This is a genomic window from Streptomyces olivochromogenes, assembly GCF_021538895.1.
In the GTDB taxonomy this organism is placed as follows: domain Bacteria; phylum Actinomycetota; class Actinomycetes; order Streptomycetales; family Streptomycetaceae; genus Streptomyces; species Streptomyces olivochromogenes_A.
Window position 1 is genome coordinate 45,371 of the sequence record NZ_JADDRL010000036.1, and the last position, 16,684, is coordinate 62,054.

Genomic DNA, 16,684 nt, shown 5'->3' on the forward strand with positions numbered 1-16,684 from the left:
CGCACGCCTTCGTCACCGACCCTACAGTTTGTAGGGTAATGGAGCCAGGTGACCGACAGGACTCACTCGACAGGGTCCGTACGACGACGGGCCGCCGCCAGGTGCCAGGCCAGGTTGCCCACCGCCGCGCCCGCCGCCACCACGGCCACGATGACACCACCCGTGGCCAGCCCGTCACTGAAGAGGTGCGGCCGCCGGTCGAGGCTGTGCAGACCGAAGCCGCACAGTTCGTACACCCCCACGGCGGCGACGACCAGGCTCACGACGAGCAGCGCGATCGTCGGCCCGAGGCCGTCGGTCGCCCCGAACGCCGCCTTCCGCGCTGGTCGCGGCGGTTCCTGCGTGCCCGTGCCCGTGCCCGGCATGGCTCCCCCGTTCAACAGGCGTCGGCTGTCCGACGCATGGCCGTGGACAGTTGGGAAACCTACAGTACGTAGGGTCCAGTGACCGTACGGTTGACGCCGTGCCGGTCCGCAGGACCGCCGATATGGCGGGCATCTCCGTGCCTGCCGGGGGTGTTGCCGCGACTGTGGCGGTCATCACCCCGAGGGCGGGCGGGGCCGCCCGCGGACCGACCGGCCGCCGAGCAGCCGGCCGCCGAGCCTGCGACCGGCCTCAGCCGAAGCGGCCGGCCACGTAGTCCGCGGTCCGCGTGTCCACGGGGCTGTTGAAGACCTGCTCCGTGGGACCGTGCTCGACGATGCCACCCGGGGTGCCCTGCTCGGCGAGGAAGAAGGCGCACTGGTCGGAGACGCGCGCCGCCTGCTGCATGTTGTGCGTGACGATCACGATGGTCACCTGGCCGGCGAGCTCGTGGATCGTCTCCTCGACCCGGCGGGTGGAGGTGGGGTCGAGCGCGGAGCAGGGCTCGTCCATGAGCAGCACGCGCGGGCGGACGGCCAGCGCGCGGGCGATGCACAGACGCTGCTGCTGGCCGCCGGAGAGCGCGCCACCGGGCTGGCGCAGCCGGTCGCGGACCTCCTTCCACAGACCCGCGCGGGTCAACGACTCCTCGACGAGCTCGTCCTTCTCCCGGCGGTTCACCTTCGTCCCGGTCAGCTTCAGACCCGCCACCACGTTGTCGTAGATCGACATGGCCGGGAACGGGTTGGGCTTCTGGAAGACCATGCCGATCCGGCGGCGGGCGTCGGTCAGGCGCCACTCGGGGGCGTAGATGTCCTCGCCCTCGAAGAGCACCTCGCCGCCGAAGGCCGCGCTCGGGATCAGCTCGTGCATCCGGTTCAGGGTGCGCAGGAAGGTCGACTTGCCGCAGCCGGAGGGGCCGATCAGGGCGGTCACCCGGCCCGCGGGCATCGTCAGCGAGACACGGCTGAGCACCTGGTGGCTGCCGAACCAGGCGGAGACCTCGCGGGCGTCCAGGGTGGCGGGCGCGGCGGCCGGCGTCGCGGTCAGGGGAAGTACGGCGGTGTCGGTCATGATGGGGCTACCTCGGGTCGGGGGCGGTCACAGCAGGTTGGGCAGCAGCTCGGTGGTGCGCGTGGCGACCTGCAGGCCGAGCACCGCGACGACCGGGGCGAAGACGATCCACGTCTGGTGGCGGCCCCAGCGGTGCCACGCCCAGACGGCGGCCACGGCGGCGAGCAGCAGCGCCTGCAGCCACATCACCAGCGGCCACGGCACCCCGGAGGGGTGGGCCAGCGGCTCCTCGGACTCCGGCAGGGTGCCGGAGCGGATGACCGCCGAGGGAGTCTGGAAGGGCGCGGAGATCAGCTCGGCGTCGACGCGCAGCACACCGGCCGGCATGAAGCGCGCGCCGGTCGCGGTGATCAGAACGAGGCGGCCCTTGCCCGAGGCCAGCGCGGCGGGCGCCGGGTCGCCGGCCCGCCGTACGTCGGTGACCTGGTACTTGGCCTTGCCCTGGCCGGTCGTCACGCTGAACGTGTCGCCCTCGGCGAGGTCGGCCAGGTGGGCGAACGGGGCGCCGTACGCGCCCGCCCGGCCCATCAGCACGCTGGTGCCGGCCTGTCCCGGCATCGGGGTGTCCCTGCGGTGACCGGGGCCGTCGGTCATGACGGAGGAGTCGGTGCCTTCGAGAACGACCTGGTTCAGGTTCAGTCTCGGTACGTCGATGAGGGCCATCGGGGTGCCAGGCGCCAGCAGCTTGCCCTGCTGGTCGGTCTGGGACACCGGGGCCGTGCCCAGGGCGAGCTGTTCGCGCAGTTCGTCGAACGCGGCGTGCTGCGCGCTGTGCTCCTGGATCCCGCTGATCAGCAGCAGCTGGGCGGAGATGCCCAGCAGCAGGGCGGCGAGGCTGAGCAGCCCGCCGCGGGCGAGGTGGCGGACCGCGGTGACACTGCGGACGAACGTGCGCGGCGCGGCCGGAGCGAGCTTGGTCGGTACGGCGACGGTCACGGCGGCCCGCCTCCTTCGGTGGTGTAAGTGGTGCGGACTGCCGGGGAGATGGGGCTGATCTCCCCGGCAGCCGCGCGGGTCAGGTGGACTTGATGACGAAGTTCGCGCCGGTCTTGGCGTTCACCGTCGAAGAGCCCGCGTAGTAGGCGTGCAGGGTGTGCGAACCACGGCTGAGCAGGGGCAGGGTGATGGTCACCGAGCCGCGGCTGAGCGTGCCGGTGGCGATCACCTTGGTGCCCTCGTAGATGCGCACGGTGCCGGTCGGGGTCGTGCCGGTCGCGGCGACCTTCACCGTGACCTTGGCGTGGCTGGTGTGGCTGACCGAGACGGGCGCGGTGGTCGACACCGACGGCGTGGCCTTGGTGATCTTGAGGGAGGCGGTCGTCGAGGAGGCGAGGAGCTTGCCGTTGCCGGCGTAGGAGATCGTCAGGCTGTGCGTGGCCACCTTGAGGTGGTTCGACAGGCTGATGGTGACCTTGCCGGTGGTGCCCAGGGTGCCGGTGCCGAGGACGGTGGTGCCCTCCTTCACCGTCACGCTGCCGGTCGGGACGACGCCGTGCGTGTCGGTGACGGTGACGGCGACCTTCGGCGTCTTGCCATAGGCGGTGGTGGCCGTGGTCACCGTGGTCTTGCTGGCGTACTTGATGGCGCCGGTCCACGTGGCGGCGGCACCGGTGCCGTTGAGGTTGGCGCCGGCGACCGTGGCGGTGTAGGTGCCGAGCGGCAGGTTGCCGAAGGTGTACGACGTGGTGCCGGCCGGGACGTCCTTGACGGCCACGACGGCGCCGTCCGAACCGGTCAGCGTGAGCCGGTAGTCGGTGAGGGGCAGACCGGTGGCGGCGGGGGCGGTCCAGCTGAGCTTGACGCTCGCGTCGCCGCGGGTGCCCTTCAGCCCGGTCGGCGCGGCGGGCGTCGAGGTGTCGATGCCCGACTCCTCCAGGCCGCCCAGCTTGGCGTGCTTGGCCAGGCTGATCGAGCCGTTGTAGGACTCGTTCACGAAGCCGAAGGAGGCGATGACACCCTCGGCGGCGTCCGTGGCCATGGCGGCCTCGTGGCTGCCGGTGGTCACGAAGACGTCGTAGAGGTCCTTGTCGAAGAAGACGCTCGTCGGGTCGATCGCCCGGGACGGCACGACGTTGTAGACGTCACGGCCGAACGTGGCGTTCTCGTAGTAGGCGTTGACCGGGGCGAGCTTGCCGTTGACCGTCGCCACGGGGGTGGTGGCGCCGGAGTCGCCGGGCAGCTGCACCGCGGCCAGGTGACCGCCCGCGGCCGCCGAGGTCTTGGTGAAGTCCGGGGAGACGCCGTTGTTCTGGGCGATCCAGGAACCGACCGAGAAGGGCACCAGCGCGCCGTCCTCGGTGAGGGCCGCGTTGCCCTGGTTCTCCTGGACGGTCGGGATGCTCGGGGCGAGGGTCGCGTCGGTCAGTCCGATCGCGGAGAGGAAGAACTTGCGGGTGCCCGAGCCGCTCTGCGGGATCTTCGGGTGCACGGTCTGGCCGTTCACCGTGGTGAGCGTGCCGGAGTAGATGTCGTGCAGCTGGTCCACGGTCAGCGTGTCCAGGGCGGAACCCTTGACCGCGACACCGACCGCGTCACGGGCCATCGGGATGTAGGTGAGCGCGGTGCCGGAGGTGGACGGGCCGCTGGAGGAGCGGGCGAAGTCGACCTGGCCCTTGATGGAGACGCCGGAGGAGTCCGGGTACTTGTCGCCGGTCAGGGACTCGCTGAGGGCGAGACGGCCCTTGCCGGAGCCGTTCGGGCGCAGGAAGGCCGGGCCGCCGGAGCGGGTGGTGATGTTGGAGGTGGTGGAGCCGGTGCCGGGCTCGATCGCGTCGTACGAGGCGATACCCGCGCCGGTCGCCGACTTCACGGCGGTGGCGGAGTAGCTCGTGCCGTTGACCGTGTCGCCCGCGAGGGCGTTGAGCACGTCCTGGGTGGTGTCGGAGCCCACGCCGACCAGCTGGCGGAAGGATCCGGCGGGGGTGGGGTCGGCGTACGCGGGGCTCGCCAGAGCCAGGCCGCCGGCCACCACGGCGGCAGCGACGAGCGCCGCCGTAGAGCGCGTTCTGCGCATCGAGAGTCTCCTGAATAGTGCGTGGGTGCGGGAGAAGGGATCTGGCAGGGTGGTACGGGCCGTCCGCCCCGACTGCCTTTCGGGGCGGGCGGCCGTCTGCATGGAGCACCCGGGGGTGCTCCGGCTCAGGGGAGGAGTCGCCGCAGCCGCTCGGGCAGCGTCAACTCCGGGATCACGGTGATCGTGCGGCCGCCCGGGAGCGGCATCCGCAGCGGAAGCCGCAGCCTGCTGCCGCCCGCGAAGGGCGCGCCCACTCCGGCCACGGCGCCGAGCGCGGCCCCGACCGGGACGGCGTAGCGCAGCGGGGTGGCCGGGTCGGCGGGGGTGTCACCGGAGGCGGTGGTCTGTACGGCCTTGCCGCCGTCGAACGAGGCCTGGGGGCTCGGCGAGGTGCTCGCGCCGCCGGCTCCCGTGCCGCCGGAGGTGCCGCCCGGCGCGCCGCCGGAGCCGGTGCCGCCGGAGGTGTCGCCGCCTCCGGTGCTCCCGCCGCTTCCGCTGCCGCCGCCGGAGCCGCCGCCGGAGCCTCCGCCGTCGGTGGAGGTCGGGCCCTTGTAGTGCAGGAGGGCATCGGCGGCGTGCACCGCGCGGGTGCGCAGCTCACGGGAGAGCGGGGCGTAGCCGACCGGCAGGCGGCCCGGGTCGGCGCCGCTGACCTGCCCGGCACCCGCCGCGTAGCGCAGCAGCGTCGCGTAGTCCGCGCGGGCGTCCGCCTTCAGCGAGCCCGGCCGCGCGGCCGCGTACACCAGCTGGGCCAGCGGGTAGGCGCCCTTCGCCTTGGCGTTCGCCGGGTCGATCTCGGCGACGTCCTTGCCGGAGGCGCTCTTGGCCGCGTCGGCCAGCGCGCCGGCGGTCGGGGCGGCGAACTTGCCGGCCGCGTTGCGCAGCTTGGCCGTCTGCAGGCCGTACCGGGCGGCGGAGGCCGCGTCGGTGACGGTGATGACGAACCGGGAGCCGACGGTCTGCGGGCCCGGGCTGCGGTAGGCGGGCGGGTTGGACAGCGGGTCCCAGGTCGACTTCCACAGGGTGTCGGCGCGCCGGGCGTGCAGGGCGCCGGAGTGCATGTCGTCCACGTACGGGTGGAAGTCGGTCATGCACTGCTTGGCGGTCTTGGGCGCGTCGGTCCCGGGCGGGACCGTGCACCAGGGGTCGCTCTTCGGGTACTCGTCGACGTGCTCGGGGGCGAAGGGGAGACCGGCGGGGTTCAGTTCCGTGTTGGTGCTGTAGTACGGGTTGACCCGCATGCCCCAGTCGTCGGAGACGCCGGAGAGGAACTGACGGGCCTCCTTGTCCGACCGGATCCACTGCCACATCGCGCGGGCGGAGTCACTGTGCCCGAGCGAGGTCAGCAGGTCGGTGTCGGTGGCCGGGGTCTCGGCGACCGAGAGGTGCGCGAACTCCGGGTTGAGGGAGATGAACTCGGGGTCGCTCGCCAGGCCGGCCGGGTTGTTCTTCGCCCAGCTGTAGCCGCGGGCCGCCTTGTCGCCGAGCACCGAACCCCAGGTGGAGTTGCGGTACGACTCGGTGAGCAGCTTGGCGACGAGCCGGGGCGTCAGTTTGATCGACGCGACCTTGGTGCCCGCGAGCTTCCTGATGTCGTCGGGTGCTCCGGCCTTGGGTCTGCGCTCGATCGTGAAGCCGATGACCGTACCGGACAGGGCCACGGGCGCGTACGTCGTCGTACCGGACGGCGCCGTGGTGCCCTCGTCGGCGCCCAGGGCGCGGGTGGTGAAGCCGAGGCCGAAGCCGCCGTCGTTGCCGAGTCGGCTGCGGGTGTCGGGCTCGCCGAGCTCCGTGTAGCCGTACACCTTGCCGGACGGGCACAGGGCCATCTGCCAGCTGGTCATGGCGTCGGCGGCCAGCTCGCTGCCGGTGGTGGGGCGCTCTTCGCTGCCCAGCGGGCAGTTGTTGCCCACCTGGTTGAAGTGGAGCGGGATCGCGACGCGGTTCTGCCAGTTGGTCGAGGAGACCGGGGAGCCCGCGTTGACCTGGCTGTGGTCCTGGTACGGCTTGCCGTCGAGGTCGAGGTGGCCCTGCGGGACGATGACCAGCCAGCAGGGGCGCGGCTTGGTGACACCGTTCGTCGTCACCGGAGCGCCACAGCCCAGGTGCGGGGCCTCGTTGGCGGTCTGCACCTCGAAGTACTCCTCGCCGGTGCCGGCGGCACCGGTGCGGGCGAAGTCCACCTCGTTGGTGGTGTTGTGGTTGAAGAACCGGTTGTTCTGGGTGTTGGTGAGGACCGTCTCGCCGGTGACCGACTTGAACGGCACCTCGCCGGGCGCGTTGGGATTGGCCGCCCCGTACCGGTTGTCCTGGCCGTAGTTGGTGGGGTCGGCGCTGTAGAAGATCTGGCGGGTGTCGTCCAGCCCGTTGCCGGGCCAGCTGCCCCGGTCGGTGGTCGGGGAGGCGCCGTACTGGCACTGGGTGCGCGGCGGACCGGGGTTGGACGGGACGGTGCCGTCGTCGTCGCCCCAGCACTGCATGATCTGCACGAAGTCGGTGTTGAACATCGTGCCGGCGAAGGTGGTCGGGGTGCCGCCCTTCCAGCTGACCGTGACGGCCTGGCTGGTGAGGTGGCTGGTCTGGTCGACCGTGAACCTCATGTCCTTGAACTCGCCCCGCCCCGAGACGGTCACCGAGGAACCGGCGTTGCCGACGGCGGTGGCGGTGGGGGCCGCCTGGGCGACCGCGAGGCCCGCGAGAGCCCCGACGGTGGCGCCGGCCAGGAGGCGGACCAGGGCGCGGCGCACGCGACCGGGCCGTCTGCCGCTCATCGTGAACTCCCGTCCGTGGCGCGGTTCTCGGACCGCGAGCCCACCAGGCGGGAGACCACCGAGGGCAGCAGCAGGAGGCCGAGGACCAGGAACGCGGCCAGCAGCATCAGCGTCTGTGTGCTGCTCCAGCCGTGCGCGGCGGCCACGGCGACGGGCTGGGCGAGGGCCACGGTGCCGTCGGCGCCCGTTCCGTTGCCGCCCGCGGCGCCACCGCCCGAACCGCCGCCCGGGGCCAGGGTCTGCCCGGTGTCCGGGTCGACGGACGGCTTACCGCTGCCGCCGGGGCCGGAGCCGCCCGTACCGCCGCCCCCGGAGGAGCCGCCGGCCGCCGCGCCGCCCGAGGCACCGCCGCCCGAGCTGCCGCCCGCGCCGCCGGATCCGCCGGGGCCCTTGGCACCGCCGCTGCCGCCGGTGCACGGCGGGGCGCCCTTCTTGTCACAGGCCGCCGGGTAGGGCGCGGTCTCGGCGAGCCGGTTGTGGCCGCTCGTGGTGAAGGTCGGGTTGTTGCAGCCCTTGATGTTGATGTTCTGTGCCTGCACGCCCGGGATCCGGCGGATCTGGTCGAAGCCCGCCCGGACCAGGTTGATCGGCAGCGGCGAGTAGCCGAGCTGCGGTGCCGCCTGCTGGCCCTGGCACATGAAGTAGTACGAGAACGCGCCCAGCGTCTTGCCCTTGACCTTGGTGAAGGTGCCCTGCACCTTCAGCGGCAGGATCATGTACGAGTAGCTGGAGAGCGGGTAGTTGCGCCGGTCGGTGTCGTTGTAGACGCCGTTGAGCTGCTGGGTCAGGTAGTCCGGCGAGCTCTTGTTGGTGTTGATCTGGGCCTTGAGCAGCGACACCGCGACGTTCTTCGGGGTCGGTTCGGTGTAGTAGCCCGAGTGGTTCAGGATCTTGGCGACCGGGTAGTGCGCGTTGAGCGCGTAGGAGTAGTTGACGTAACCGATCGCGCCCTCGCCGTAGTTCTGGGCGACGTAACCGGCGACACCGAGGTCACCGGACTGGGCGATCATGCCGGAGACGGTCGGGTAGTACGAGGTCTGACCGCAGGCGCCGGAGCGGCCGACGCGGCGGCAGTAGGCCTGCCACAGCGACTTGTGCTGGTTGGCCATCCACATCGTGAACTGGGCCGTGGAGCCCGAGCCGTCGGAGCGGACCACCGGGACGATGGTGCGGTGCGGGAGCTGCAGGCCGGGGTTGTCCGCCTTGATGACCGGGTCGTCCCAGGTCTTGATGACACCGGTGAAGATCTTCGTGACGACGTCGCCCGACAGCCGCAGGTTGGTGACCCGCTTGCCGTTGACCGTCAGGTGGTACATGAAGACGGTGCCGCCGGCCACGATCGGCATGTACGCGTACGACCCGGGCGCCGGGCGCTCGGCCGCCGAGCCGTCGGTCGGGTGCGTCTGGAACGGGATGTCCGACACCGCGAAGTCGACGGTTCCGCTGAGGAACTGGCGGCGGCCGTCGGAGGAACCGGTACCGGCGTACGAGATGCGCATGCCGTACTGGTTCACGGCGCGGCGCCACTCGTCGACGGCGTTCTCCGCCCAGGTGGATCCGGCACCCGCGATCGGGGTGTAGCTCTCGGCCGCGGCCGGCGCGGCCATGGGCCCGACCAGCAGCCCGGCGAGCACGCCGAGCGTCGCGCCGAGGGTTCCCAGCGCGCGCAGGCGCCGGAAACGAGTGGTGAGGTGGCTGAGCATCAGGCGTTCTCTCCGGAGTTCTCGCCGGGGATGGACTCGGATGGGGGTTCTTCGCGCGTAGCGGTTCGCGACTCGGTGTCGGGCTCCGCCTCGGGCCGGGGCTTCGTCAGCCGGACCGCGGGCTTGGCGTCCTCGGGCTCCGCGCCGGAGGGGACCGCGGGGAGCGGCCGGGTGTCCTGCGCGTCGGCCTGCTTGCCCTGGCCGGCGTCGAACAACGACAGCCCCGGGGTGTGCAGTTCGGCGAAGCGCTCCACGTCGCGGCGGGAGGCGCGGGCCGCGCGCTTGGCCTGACGGCGGTTGAGGTGGCCGGGGCCACGGCCGCCGATGATCCGGGCGATGGTGAACAGCACCAGGACCAGGGCCATCAGGACGGCCGCCGCGCCGAAACCACGGGCGATCATCGTGGGCTCGGGCGACTTGACGAAGTTGAAGACGGCGAGCGGCAGCGACACCATCGGCCCGGCCGACGGGTCGAGGTTCTTCGCCGCGGTGAAGCCGGCCGTGAGCAGCACCGGTGAGGTCTCGCCGATACCGCGGGCGGTACCGAGGATGACGGCGGTGGCCAGGCCCGAGCGTGCCGTGGGCAGCACGACGTGCCACACGGTCCGCCAGCGCGGCGCGCCCAGCGCCTCCGAGGCCTCGGTCAGCGTGCCCGGCACCAGCCGCAGCACCACGTCCGCGGCGCGGATCACGATCGGCAGCATCATCACGCTGATCGCGAAGCCCGCGGCCAGACCCGACTTCTGCATGCCGAGCCCGAGGATCCAGACCGCGTACACCATCAGACCGGCGACGATCGACGGCAGCGCGGTCATCGCCTCGACGATCGTGCGCACGAACCGGGAGAAGCGGCCCTGGATCTGGTTCAGGTACACGGCGCAGGCGAGCCCCAGCGGCACGGTGATCACCAGCGCGATGGTGATCATGATGAGCGTGCCGAGCATCGCGTGCGCGATACCGCCGTGGGTGAGCGGGTCGAGCGGGCCCGACGCCTGCATGTCCTGGGTGAAGAAGTTGCCGTGCGGCAGCGCCTCGCGCCCGCGCCAGGCGGTGAAGCCGACGACGAGGGTGAGCGCGATGAACAGCAGCGTGGCCGCCGTCCACAGCACGATGGTCATCACCCGGTCCCGTACCGCCTGCCCGTTCTCCTCCAGGCCGGTCAGCACCGCGTAGATACCGAGGAAGGACACATAGGCGGTGAGAGTGAAGCCCAGGGGCCCGGAGAACGGGGCGAGTTCACCGAACAGCAGCACGGCGACGCACAGTCCCGAGGCCGCGGCGCCGAACAGGGACAGCACGCCGGAGCGGGTGAGACCGCCGATCCGGCGGGGCACGTCGGGGACCTCGGGGAGCGCTTCGACGGGCGCGGCCGTCTCGGGGACGAGCTCTTCTACGACGGTCATGTCTATGCCTCGCTCTGCGCGCCGGACCGGGAGCGGGCCACGATGGAAGAGGCGGTGAAGTTGACCGCCAGGGTGAGCAGGAAGAGCGCCAGGCCCGCCGCCATCAGCGCCGACATGCCGAAGGGGGAGGCGTCGCCGTAGTGCAGGGCGATCAGCGAGGACACGGAGTTCGAGCCGGTCTGCAGGATGTGCGGCTGGATGGCGAACACCGGCGAGATGATCAGGTAGACGGCGATGGTCTCGCCGAGCGCCCGGCCGAGCCCCAGCATGGTGCCGCCGATGATGCCGCCCTTGCCGTACGGCAGGACGACCGCCCGGATCATGCCCCAGCGGGTGGCGCCGAGTGCGTACGCGCCCTCGCGCTCGCCGGCCGGCGCCTGGGCGAACACCTCGCGCATCACCGAGCACTGGATCGGCGCGACCATCAGCGCGACGACGATGCCGGCGACGAAGGTCGAGGCGGTGTAGACGCTCTGGGAGGCCAGCGGCTCACCGGGCTGCGCGCCGTCCACCTTCAGGAACGGGATCCATCCGAACCAGTCGGAGAGCCAGCGCGACAGTCCGATCACGTGCTGCTGGAGGAAGAACAGGCCCCACAGGCCGTAGACCACCGACGGCACGGCGGCCATCAGGTCCACCATCGTCACCAGGGTGCGGCGCAGCGGGCGCGGGGCCACGTCGGAGATGAACAGCGCGGTTCCCACGGCGAGCGGCACGGAGATCGTCACCGCGACGACGGCGATGAGCAGGGTGCCGGTGAGCACGGCCGCGATGCCGAAGTTGTGGACGTCCGGCTGCCACTCGGCGGTCGTCAGGAAGGCCCAGATGCCTCTGGTGCGCAGCGCCTGACCCGCCCTCAACAGCAGGAACAGTCCGACGGCCGCCATGATGGCGAGGACCGTGACACCGGTGGCCGTCAACTGGTACCGGAAGATCCGGTCACCGAGCCCTCTCGCGGCGTTGGCCCGCCGCGGCACGGGTCTTTCGGCCTCCGGCCCGGCAGCACTCGACAGCGTGGACACTACGTGCGTCCCCCCACCCCTACGGAAATGACACTCCCCGCACAGGACCGGTCGGTCGCCGTGCGGACAGAGTCAATGGCCGGATGCTTTCGCGCCAACGCGTCGAACATGGATGGGACGTGAACGGTCCATGCCATTTCAGTGGTAGTGATGTGCATGCCTGTGCGCGCTGTGGCATACGGCGCGCCGGCGCACTACGGGACCTCCAGGACGGCGCCGGACGGGCCTCTCGGACCGCGCCGGGCGGCCCTCAGACGGCGCCGGGCATGCCTGAGCCGACCGTGAAGCCGATGACCGAGCCGCCGCCCTCGCGCCGGAAGGCGAAGGGTGTGCCGCCGTGGGCCACGGCCACCTCGCGCACGATGGACAGGCCGAGGCCCGAGCCGGGCAGGGAGCGGGCGTCGGCGGCGCGGTAGAAGCGGTCGAAGATGCGGATGAGGTCGCCGTCGGAGACCCCCGGCCCCCGGTCCAGGACCGTGACCCGGACCGTGCCGCCGCGGGCATCCCTGGCCTGGCCCGCTCCCCCGGCCCCGACGGCGCCCCAGGCCCCGGCGGCGCCCGGCAGCGGGCCGGTGATCTCGACCTCGATGGGCGCCTTGCCGCCCTCGTCGAACTTCGCCGCGTTCTCCACGAGGTTGGAGATGGCCCGCTGCAGCATCCCGGGGCGGCCGTCCGTGCTCGTGTCGCCGCTCGCCCGCAGCACCATCTCCCGACCGGTACGGCGCCGGGCGAGGCCCACCACGTCCTCAGCGAGGTCGGCGAGGTCCACCCGCTGCGGCGGCTCGGCGTCGGACTGCCCGGCCGCGAGGTCCACGAGCTCGTTGACCAGGTCGGTCAGCTCCCGCGCCTCCTGGCTGAGGTCGGCGACGAGCTCCTCGCGGGTGGCGGGCGGGAGTTCGTCGATCCGGCGCAGCAGGGAGATGTTCGTCCGCAGCGAGGTCAGCGGGGTGCGCAGCTCGTGGCCCGCGTCCTGGACCAGACGGCGCTGGTCCTCCTCGGACTGGGCGAGCCGGCCGAGCATGCGGTCGAAGGCGCGGCCGAGGCGCCCCACCTCGTCCAGGCCCGCGACCGGTACCTCGATGCCCAGCTGCCGGGTGCGGGCGACGTCCTCGGCGGCCGAGGTGAGCACGACCAGGCGCCGGGTGATGCGGCGGGCCAGCCACCAGCCGAAGAGCCCGGCGCCGACCACGACGGCCGCCATGAGGGCGAGCGTGCGCTGCTGGAGCGCCCGCAGCAGGTCCTCGGTGTCGCTGAACTCCTGGGCGACCTGCACCGCGCCCCGCCCGTCGCCGAGCGAGACGGTGGCGATACGGAACAGGTCGGAGCCGACCGGGACGTCCCGGTACTCGACCGTCGTCCCGGCCTCCCGCGCGCTCGCCGTGGCCCGGTCGCGGCCGGAGACGGGCAGCACCGGGCTGCCGTGGTCGACGATCTGCCCCCGCGCGCCGAGCACCTGGACATCCGTGCGGGCGGGCCGCACCAGGTCGTGCCCCGGGCGGGAGGAGCTGAAATCCTCCGGCACCATCTCGTGCTGCCGCACCTCGTCCTGCACGTCCTGCACGACCTGCGTGAACACCGACTGCTGGTCCACTCGCACCAGCCGGGCGGCGGCGCTGTAGGACAGGATGCCGACGAGGATCGTGACGGCGGCGGTGACGGCCGCGAAGGACACGGCGAAGGTCGTGCGCAGCGACACCAGTTTGGGCCGGCGCCGCGCCAGCAGCCGCCGCAGGCGGCCCACTCAGTCCTCCCGCAGCACGTAACCCACGCCCCGGACGGTGTGGATCAGCTGCGGCGCGTCGGGCTCGTCCAGCTTGCGGCGCAGATAGCCGACGTAGACGGCCAGGTTCTTCGAGCCGGGGCCGAAGTCGTAGCCCCAGATGCGGTCGTAGATGGTCGAGTGGTCGAGCACGATGCCCGCGTTGCGGACCAGCAGCTCCAGCAGCTCGAACTCGGTGCGGGTCAGCTCCAGCTCGCGCCTGCCGCGCCAGGCCCGGCGGGCCTGGAGGTCCATGCGCAGCCCGGCGGCCCCGATCTGGCGGTCGGGGAGCTGGGTGTCCTTGGCCGGTTCGCTCGCGCCGCCGTTCGCGTTGGTCCCGGCGACGCCGGCGGTGACCGGGCTGGTGCGGCGCAGCAGGGCGCGCAGCCGGGCGAAGACCTCCTCGACGTCGAACGGCTTGACCACGTAGTCGTCGGCGCCGGCGTCGAGCCCGGCGATCCGGTCGGCGGTCTCCACGAGCGCGGTGAGCATCAGGATCGGCGTGCGGTCGCCCTCGGCGCGCAGCACCCGGCACACCTGGAGCCCGTCGATCCCGGGCATCATCACGTCCAGGAGGAGCACGTCCGGCGGGGTGCGATGGGCCTGCGCCAGCGCCTCGACGCCGTCGGCGACCGCCGTGACCTGGTAACCCTCCAGGGTCAGGGCCCGCTCCAGGGCGTGTCGGATGGCGCGGTCGTCTTCGGCGAGCAGCACTGTCTGGGGCACGCTCCCAGTCTGCCAAGGCCTCGGCCGGTTCGGCCGGGCTGAGCGGGCCTACGATCACCCTTTTTACCGGTCTCTCACCGTCACAGGGGCAACGCGCGACGAGGGCCCGCCGTCTTCTCGGTGAAGTCGGCGGGCCCTCGTCCTGGCGTGGAACGCCCCGGTCCCCCACACCGGACGATCACCCACCGGACGAGCTGACGCGGGCCAGCTGTTCCGCGAACGGCACCACCGTGAAGTCGGCGACCTCCAGATGCGCCGGCTTCTTCTCCTCGCGGCCCGCCGACAGACCCGTCATCAGCGCGGCCAGCTCACCGGCCGCCCGGTCGACGCGCTCCGGCAGCCCCTCGGCGCCCCAGTCCTCCGAGGCGGCGTACACCCCGGTCGGGACGGTCACGGCCCGCAGGTGGGCGAAGAGCGGACGCAGCGCGTGCTCCAGCACCAGGGAGTGCCGGGCGGTGCCGCCGGTCGCGGCGATCAGCACCGGCTTGCCCGCCAGCGCGTCCTTGTCGAGCACGTCGAAGAAGGACTTGAACAGTCCGCTGTACGAGGCGGAGAACACCGGCGTGACGACGATCAGCCCGTCCGCCCGCGTCACCGCGTCCAGCGCGGCCGCCAGCGCCTTCCCTGGGAATCCGTTGGTGAAGTTGTGCGCGATCTCCACGGCGAGGTCGCGCAGCTCGACGACCTCGACGACCTCGCCGTCCACCGGGGTCTTCCGGTCGACGGCGGCGGCCAGCCGGTCGGCCAGCAGCCGGGTGGAGGACGGGACGCTCAGCCCCGCCGAGACGACGACGAGCTTCATGCGGCGGTCTCCTCTTCCCCGGTGTCCCCGGTCTTCTCGGTTTCCCGGGCTTCCCCGGCGGTCTCCTTGGCGGCCAGCAGCGACGCGTGGGTCGGCGCGTCCGGCACGTCGGCCGGGCGGCCCTTGGCGAACTCCTCGCGCAGCACCGGCACGACCTCCTCGCCCAGCAGGTCGAGCTGCTCCAGCACGGTCTTCAGCGGCAGGCCCGCGTGGTCCATCAGGAACAGCTGACGCTGGTAGTCGCCCGCGTACTCGCGGAAGGACAGCGTCTTCTCGATGACCTGCTGCGGGGAGCCGACGGTCAGCGGGGTCTGGTCGGTGAAGTCCTCCAGGGACGGCCCGTGACCGTAGACCGGCGCGTTGTCGAAGTACGGACGGAACTCGCGCACCGCGTCCTGCGAGTTCTTCCGCATGAACACCTGGCCGCCGAGCCCGACGATCGCCTGCTCCGGGGTGCCGTGGCCGTAGTGGGCGTACCGCGTCCGGTAGAGCTCGATCATCCGCTTGGTGTGTTCGGCCGGCCAGAAGATGTTGTTGTGGAAGAAGCCGTCGCCGTAGTACGCGGCCTGCTCGGCGATCTCCGGGGAGCGGATGGAGCCGTGCCAGACGAACGGCGGTACGTCGTCCATCGGCCGCGGGGTGGAGGTGAAGCCCTGCAGCGGGGTGCGGAACTTCCCTTCCCAGTTCACGACGTCCTCGCGCCACAGGCGGTGCAGCAGGGCGTAGTTCTCGATGGCGAGGTTGATGCCCTGGCGGATGTCCTGTCCGAACCAGGGGTAGACCGGGCCGGTGTTGCCGCGGCCCATCATCAGGTCCACCCGGCCGTCGGCCAGGTGCTGGAGCATCGCGAAGTCCTCCGCGATCTTCACCGGGTCGTTGGTGGTGATGAGGGTGGTGGACGTGGAGAGGACCAGCTTCTCGGTCGTCGCCGCTATGTAGCCCAGCATCGTGGTCGGGGACGACGGCACGAACGGCGGGTTGTGGTGCTCACCGGTCGCGAAGACGTCCAGGCCGACCTCCTCCGCCTTCTGCGCGATGGCGACCATGGCCTTGATGCGCTCGCGCTCGGTCGGCGTCCGGCCCGTGGTCGGGTCCGGAGTGACGTCACCGACGCTGAAGATCCCGAACTGCATGGTCGCTCATCCTCCAAGTTGTTGACGGTTCAACTATACCCCTCCAACCGTCACCCCTTCCCCGGTATTCCGACCGTTGTCAGTGCCCCGTTCTACGATCCCCTCATGGCCGCCCCACGCCGTGACACCCGAGGCATCGTCGACGCCGCGGAGCTCTTCGCGCACGTGGACTTCCGCCGCCGCGAGCCCGCCGAGCCGCTGCGCCCCTATCTGGAGCACTACTGGCTGATCGACTGGGACCTCCCCCAGCCGTACGCCTCGCACGTCGTCCCGCACCCCTCGGTGAACGTCGTCTTCCAGACGTACGCCGACCAGGAGCCCTTCGCCGAGGTCGCCGGCATCGGGCTCGGGCTCTTCACCCAGAAACTGGAGGGGAGGGGACGGGTCTGCGGAATCCAGTTCCGGCCCGGCGGCTACCGCCCCTTCGCCCCCGACCGGCCGGTCTCGGAGTGGACGGGCCGACGGGTCCGGCTCCCCGACACCGACCCGGCACCCGTCCTCACCCCGGACGACGAGGACGCCCGCGTCGCGGCCCTCGACGCCTTCCTGCTCTCCCTGGACCCCCGCCCCGACCCGCAGGCCGACCTCGCGATGGCCCTCGTCGACCGGATCCGCGCCGACCGCACGATCCGCCGCGTCGCCGACTTCGCCGCGGCCGAGGGCATGTCCGTACGACTGCTCCAGCGGCTGTTCGCCGCCTACGTCGGCGTCGGCCCGAAGTGGGTCATCCTGCGCTACCGCATCCACGAGGCCCTGGAGCGCGCCGAGACCGAGCACGCGGTGGACTGGGCGGCGCTCGCCGCCGACCTCGGCTATGCGGACCAGGCACACCTCGTCCGCGACTTCACCGCGACGGTGGGGGTCCCCCCGACCGCCTACGCCACGAAGGCCTCCGGCCCGGCAGCCACCTGAACC

The 16,684-nt window shown here is 71.9% G+C and carries 13 protein-coding genes; 1 reads left to right on the forward strand and 12 read right to left on the reverse strand.

What is annotated here, in order from left to right; genetic code table 11:
- Positions 1–62: 62 nt before the first annotated feature.
- The 12 genes from IPZ69_RS19795 to IPZ69_RS19850 form a co-directional block, all read right to left on the reverse strand.
- Positions 63–365, reverse strand: a complete 303-nt coding sequence (locus IPZ69_RS19795) for a hypothetical protein (RefSeq protein WP_235455490.1) — start codon at positions 363–365, stop codon at positions 63–65.
- A gap of 250 nt (positions 366–615) precedes the next feature.
- The gene (gene pstB / locus IPZ69_RS19800) at positions 616–1,437 is read right to left on the reverse strand and encodes a phosphate ABC transporter ATP-binding protein PstB (RefSeq protein WP_235455491.1); all 822 of its coding nucleotides are present in this window, start codon (positions 1,435–1,437) and stop codon (positions 616–618) included.
- A gap of 27 nt (positions 1,438–1,464) precedes the next feature.
- Entirely contained in the window at positions 1,465–2,373 is a 909-nt protein-coding gene (locus IPZ69_RS19805) for a sortase (protein ID WP_235455492.1), read from the reverse strand.
- Between the two features lie 79 nt (positions 2,374–2,452).
- Positions 2,453–4,450, reverse strand: a complete 1,998-nt coding sequence (locus IPZ69_RS19810; protein ID WP_235455493.1) for an Ig-like domain repeat protein — start codon at positions 4,448–4,450, stop codon at positions 2,453–2,455.
- A gap of 125 nt (positions 4,451–4,575) precedes the next feature.
- On the reverse strand, positions 4,576–7,221 hold the full coding sequence (locus IPZ69_RS19815; RefSeq protein WP_235455494.1) for a hypothetical protein: 2,646 nt from the start codon (positions 7,219–7,221) through the stop codon (positions 4,576–4,578).
- The gene (locus IPZ69_RS19820) at positions 7,218–8,924 is read right to left on the reverse strand and encodes a phosphate ABC transporter substrate-binding protein PstS (protein ID WP_235455495.1); all 1,707 of its coding nucleotides are present in this window, start codon (positions 8,922–8,924) and stop codon (positions 7,218–7,220) included. The genes IPZ69_RS19815 and IPZ69_RS19820 overlap by 4 nt, the downstream gene beginning before the upstream one ends.
- Complete coding sequence (gene pstA, locus IPZ69_RS19825; protein WP_235455496.1) at positions 8,924–10,327, reverse strand: phosphate ABC transporter permease PstA; 1,404 nt, start codon at positions 10,325–10,327, stop codon at positions 8,924–8,926. Before pstA ends, IPZ69_RS19820 begins: the two co-directional genes overlap by 1 nt.
- A 2-nt stretch (positions 10,328–10,329) precedes the next feature.
- On the reverse strand, positions 10,330–11,349 hold the full coding sequence (pstC, locus tag IPZ69_RS19830; RefSeq protein ID WP_235455497.1) for a phosphate ABC transporter permease subunit PstC: 1,020 nt from the start codon (positions 11,347–11,349) through the stop codon (positions 10,330–10,332).
- A gap of 250 nt (positions 11,350–11,599) precedes the next feature.
- Complete coding sequence (locus IPZ69_RS19835) at positions 11,600–13,090, reverse strand: HAMP domain-containing sensor histidine kinase (RefSeq protein WP_235455498.1); 1,491 nt, start codon at positions 13,088–13,090, stop codon at positions 11,600–11,602.
- Positions 13,091–13,822 carry a response regulator transcription factor gene (locus IPZ69_RS19840; RefSeq protein ID WP_308407507.1) on the reverse strand — a complete coding sequence of 244 codons (732 nt, stop codon included), beginning with the start codon at positions 13,820–13,822 and terminating at the stop codon, positions 13,091–13,093.
- A gap of 190 nt (positions 13,823–14,012) precedes the next feature.
- Positions 14,013–14,636 carry an FMN reductase gene (locus IPZ69_RS19845; RefSeq protein ID WP_235455500.1) on the reverse strand — a complete coding sequence of 208 codons (624 nt, stop codon included), beginning with the start codon at positions 14,634–14,636 and terminating at the stop codon, positions 14,013–14,015.
- Entirely contained in the window at positions 14,633–15,769 is a 1,137-nt protein-coding gene (locus tag IPZ69_RS19850; RefSeq protein WP_235455501.1) for an LLM class flavin-dependent oxidoreductase, read from the reverse strand. Before IPZ69_RS19850 ends, IPZ69_RS19845 begins: the two co-directional genes overlap by 4 nt.
- Positions 15,770–15,874: 105 nt before the next feature.
- On the opposite strand from IPZ69_RS19850, the gene IPZ69_RS19855 reads away from it, so the two are divergent.
- Positions 15,875–16,681 carry a helix-turn-helix transcriptional regulator gene (locus IPZ69_RS19855; protein WP_235455502.1) on the forward strand — a complete coding sequence of 269 codons (807 nt, stop codon included), beginning with the start codon at positions 15,875–15,877 and terminating at the stop codon, positions 16,679–16,681.
- The last annotated feature ends 3 nt before the right edge of the window (positions 16,682–16,684 follow it).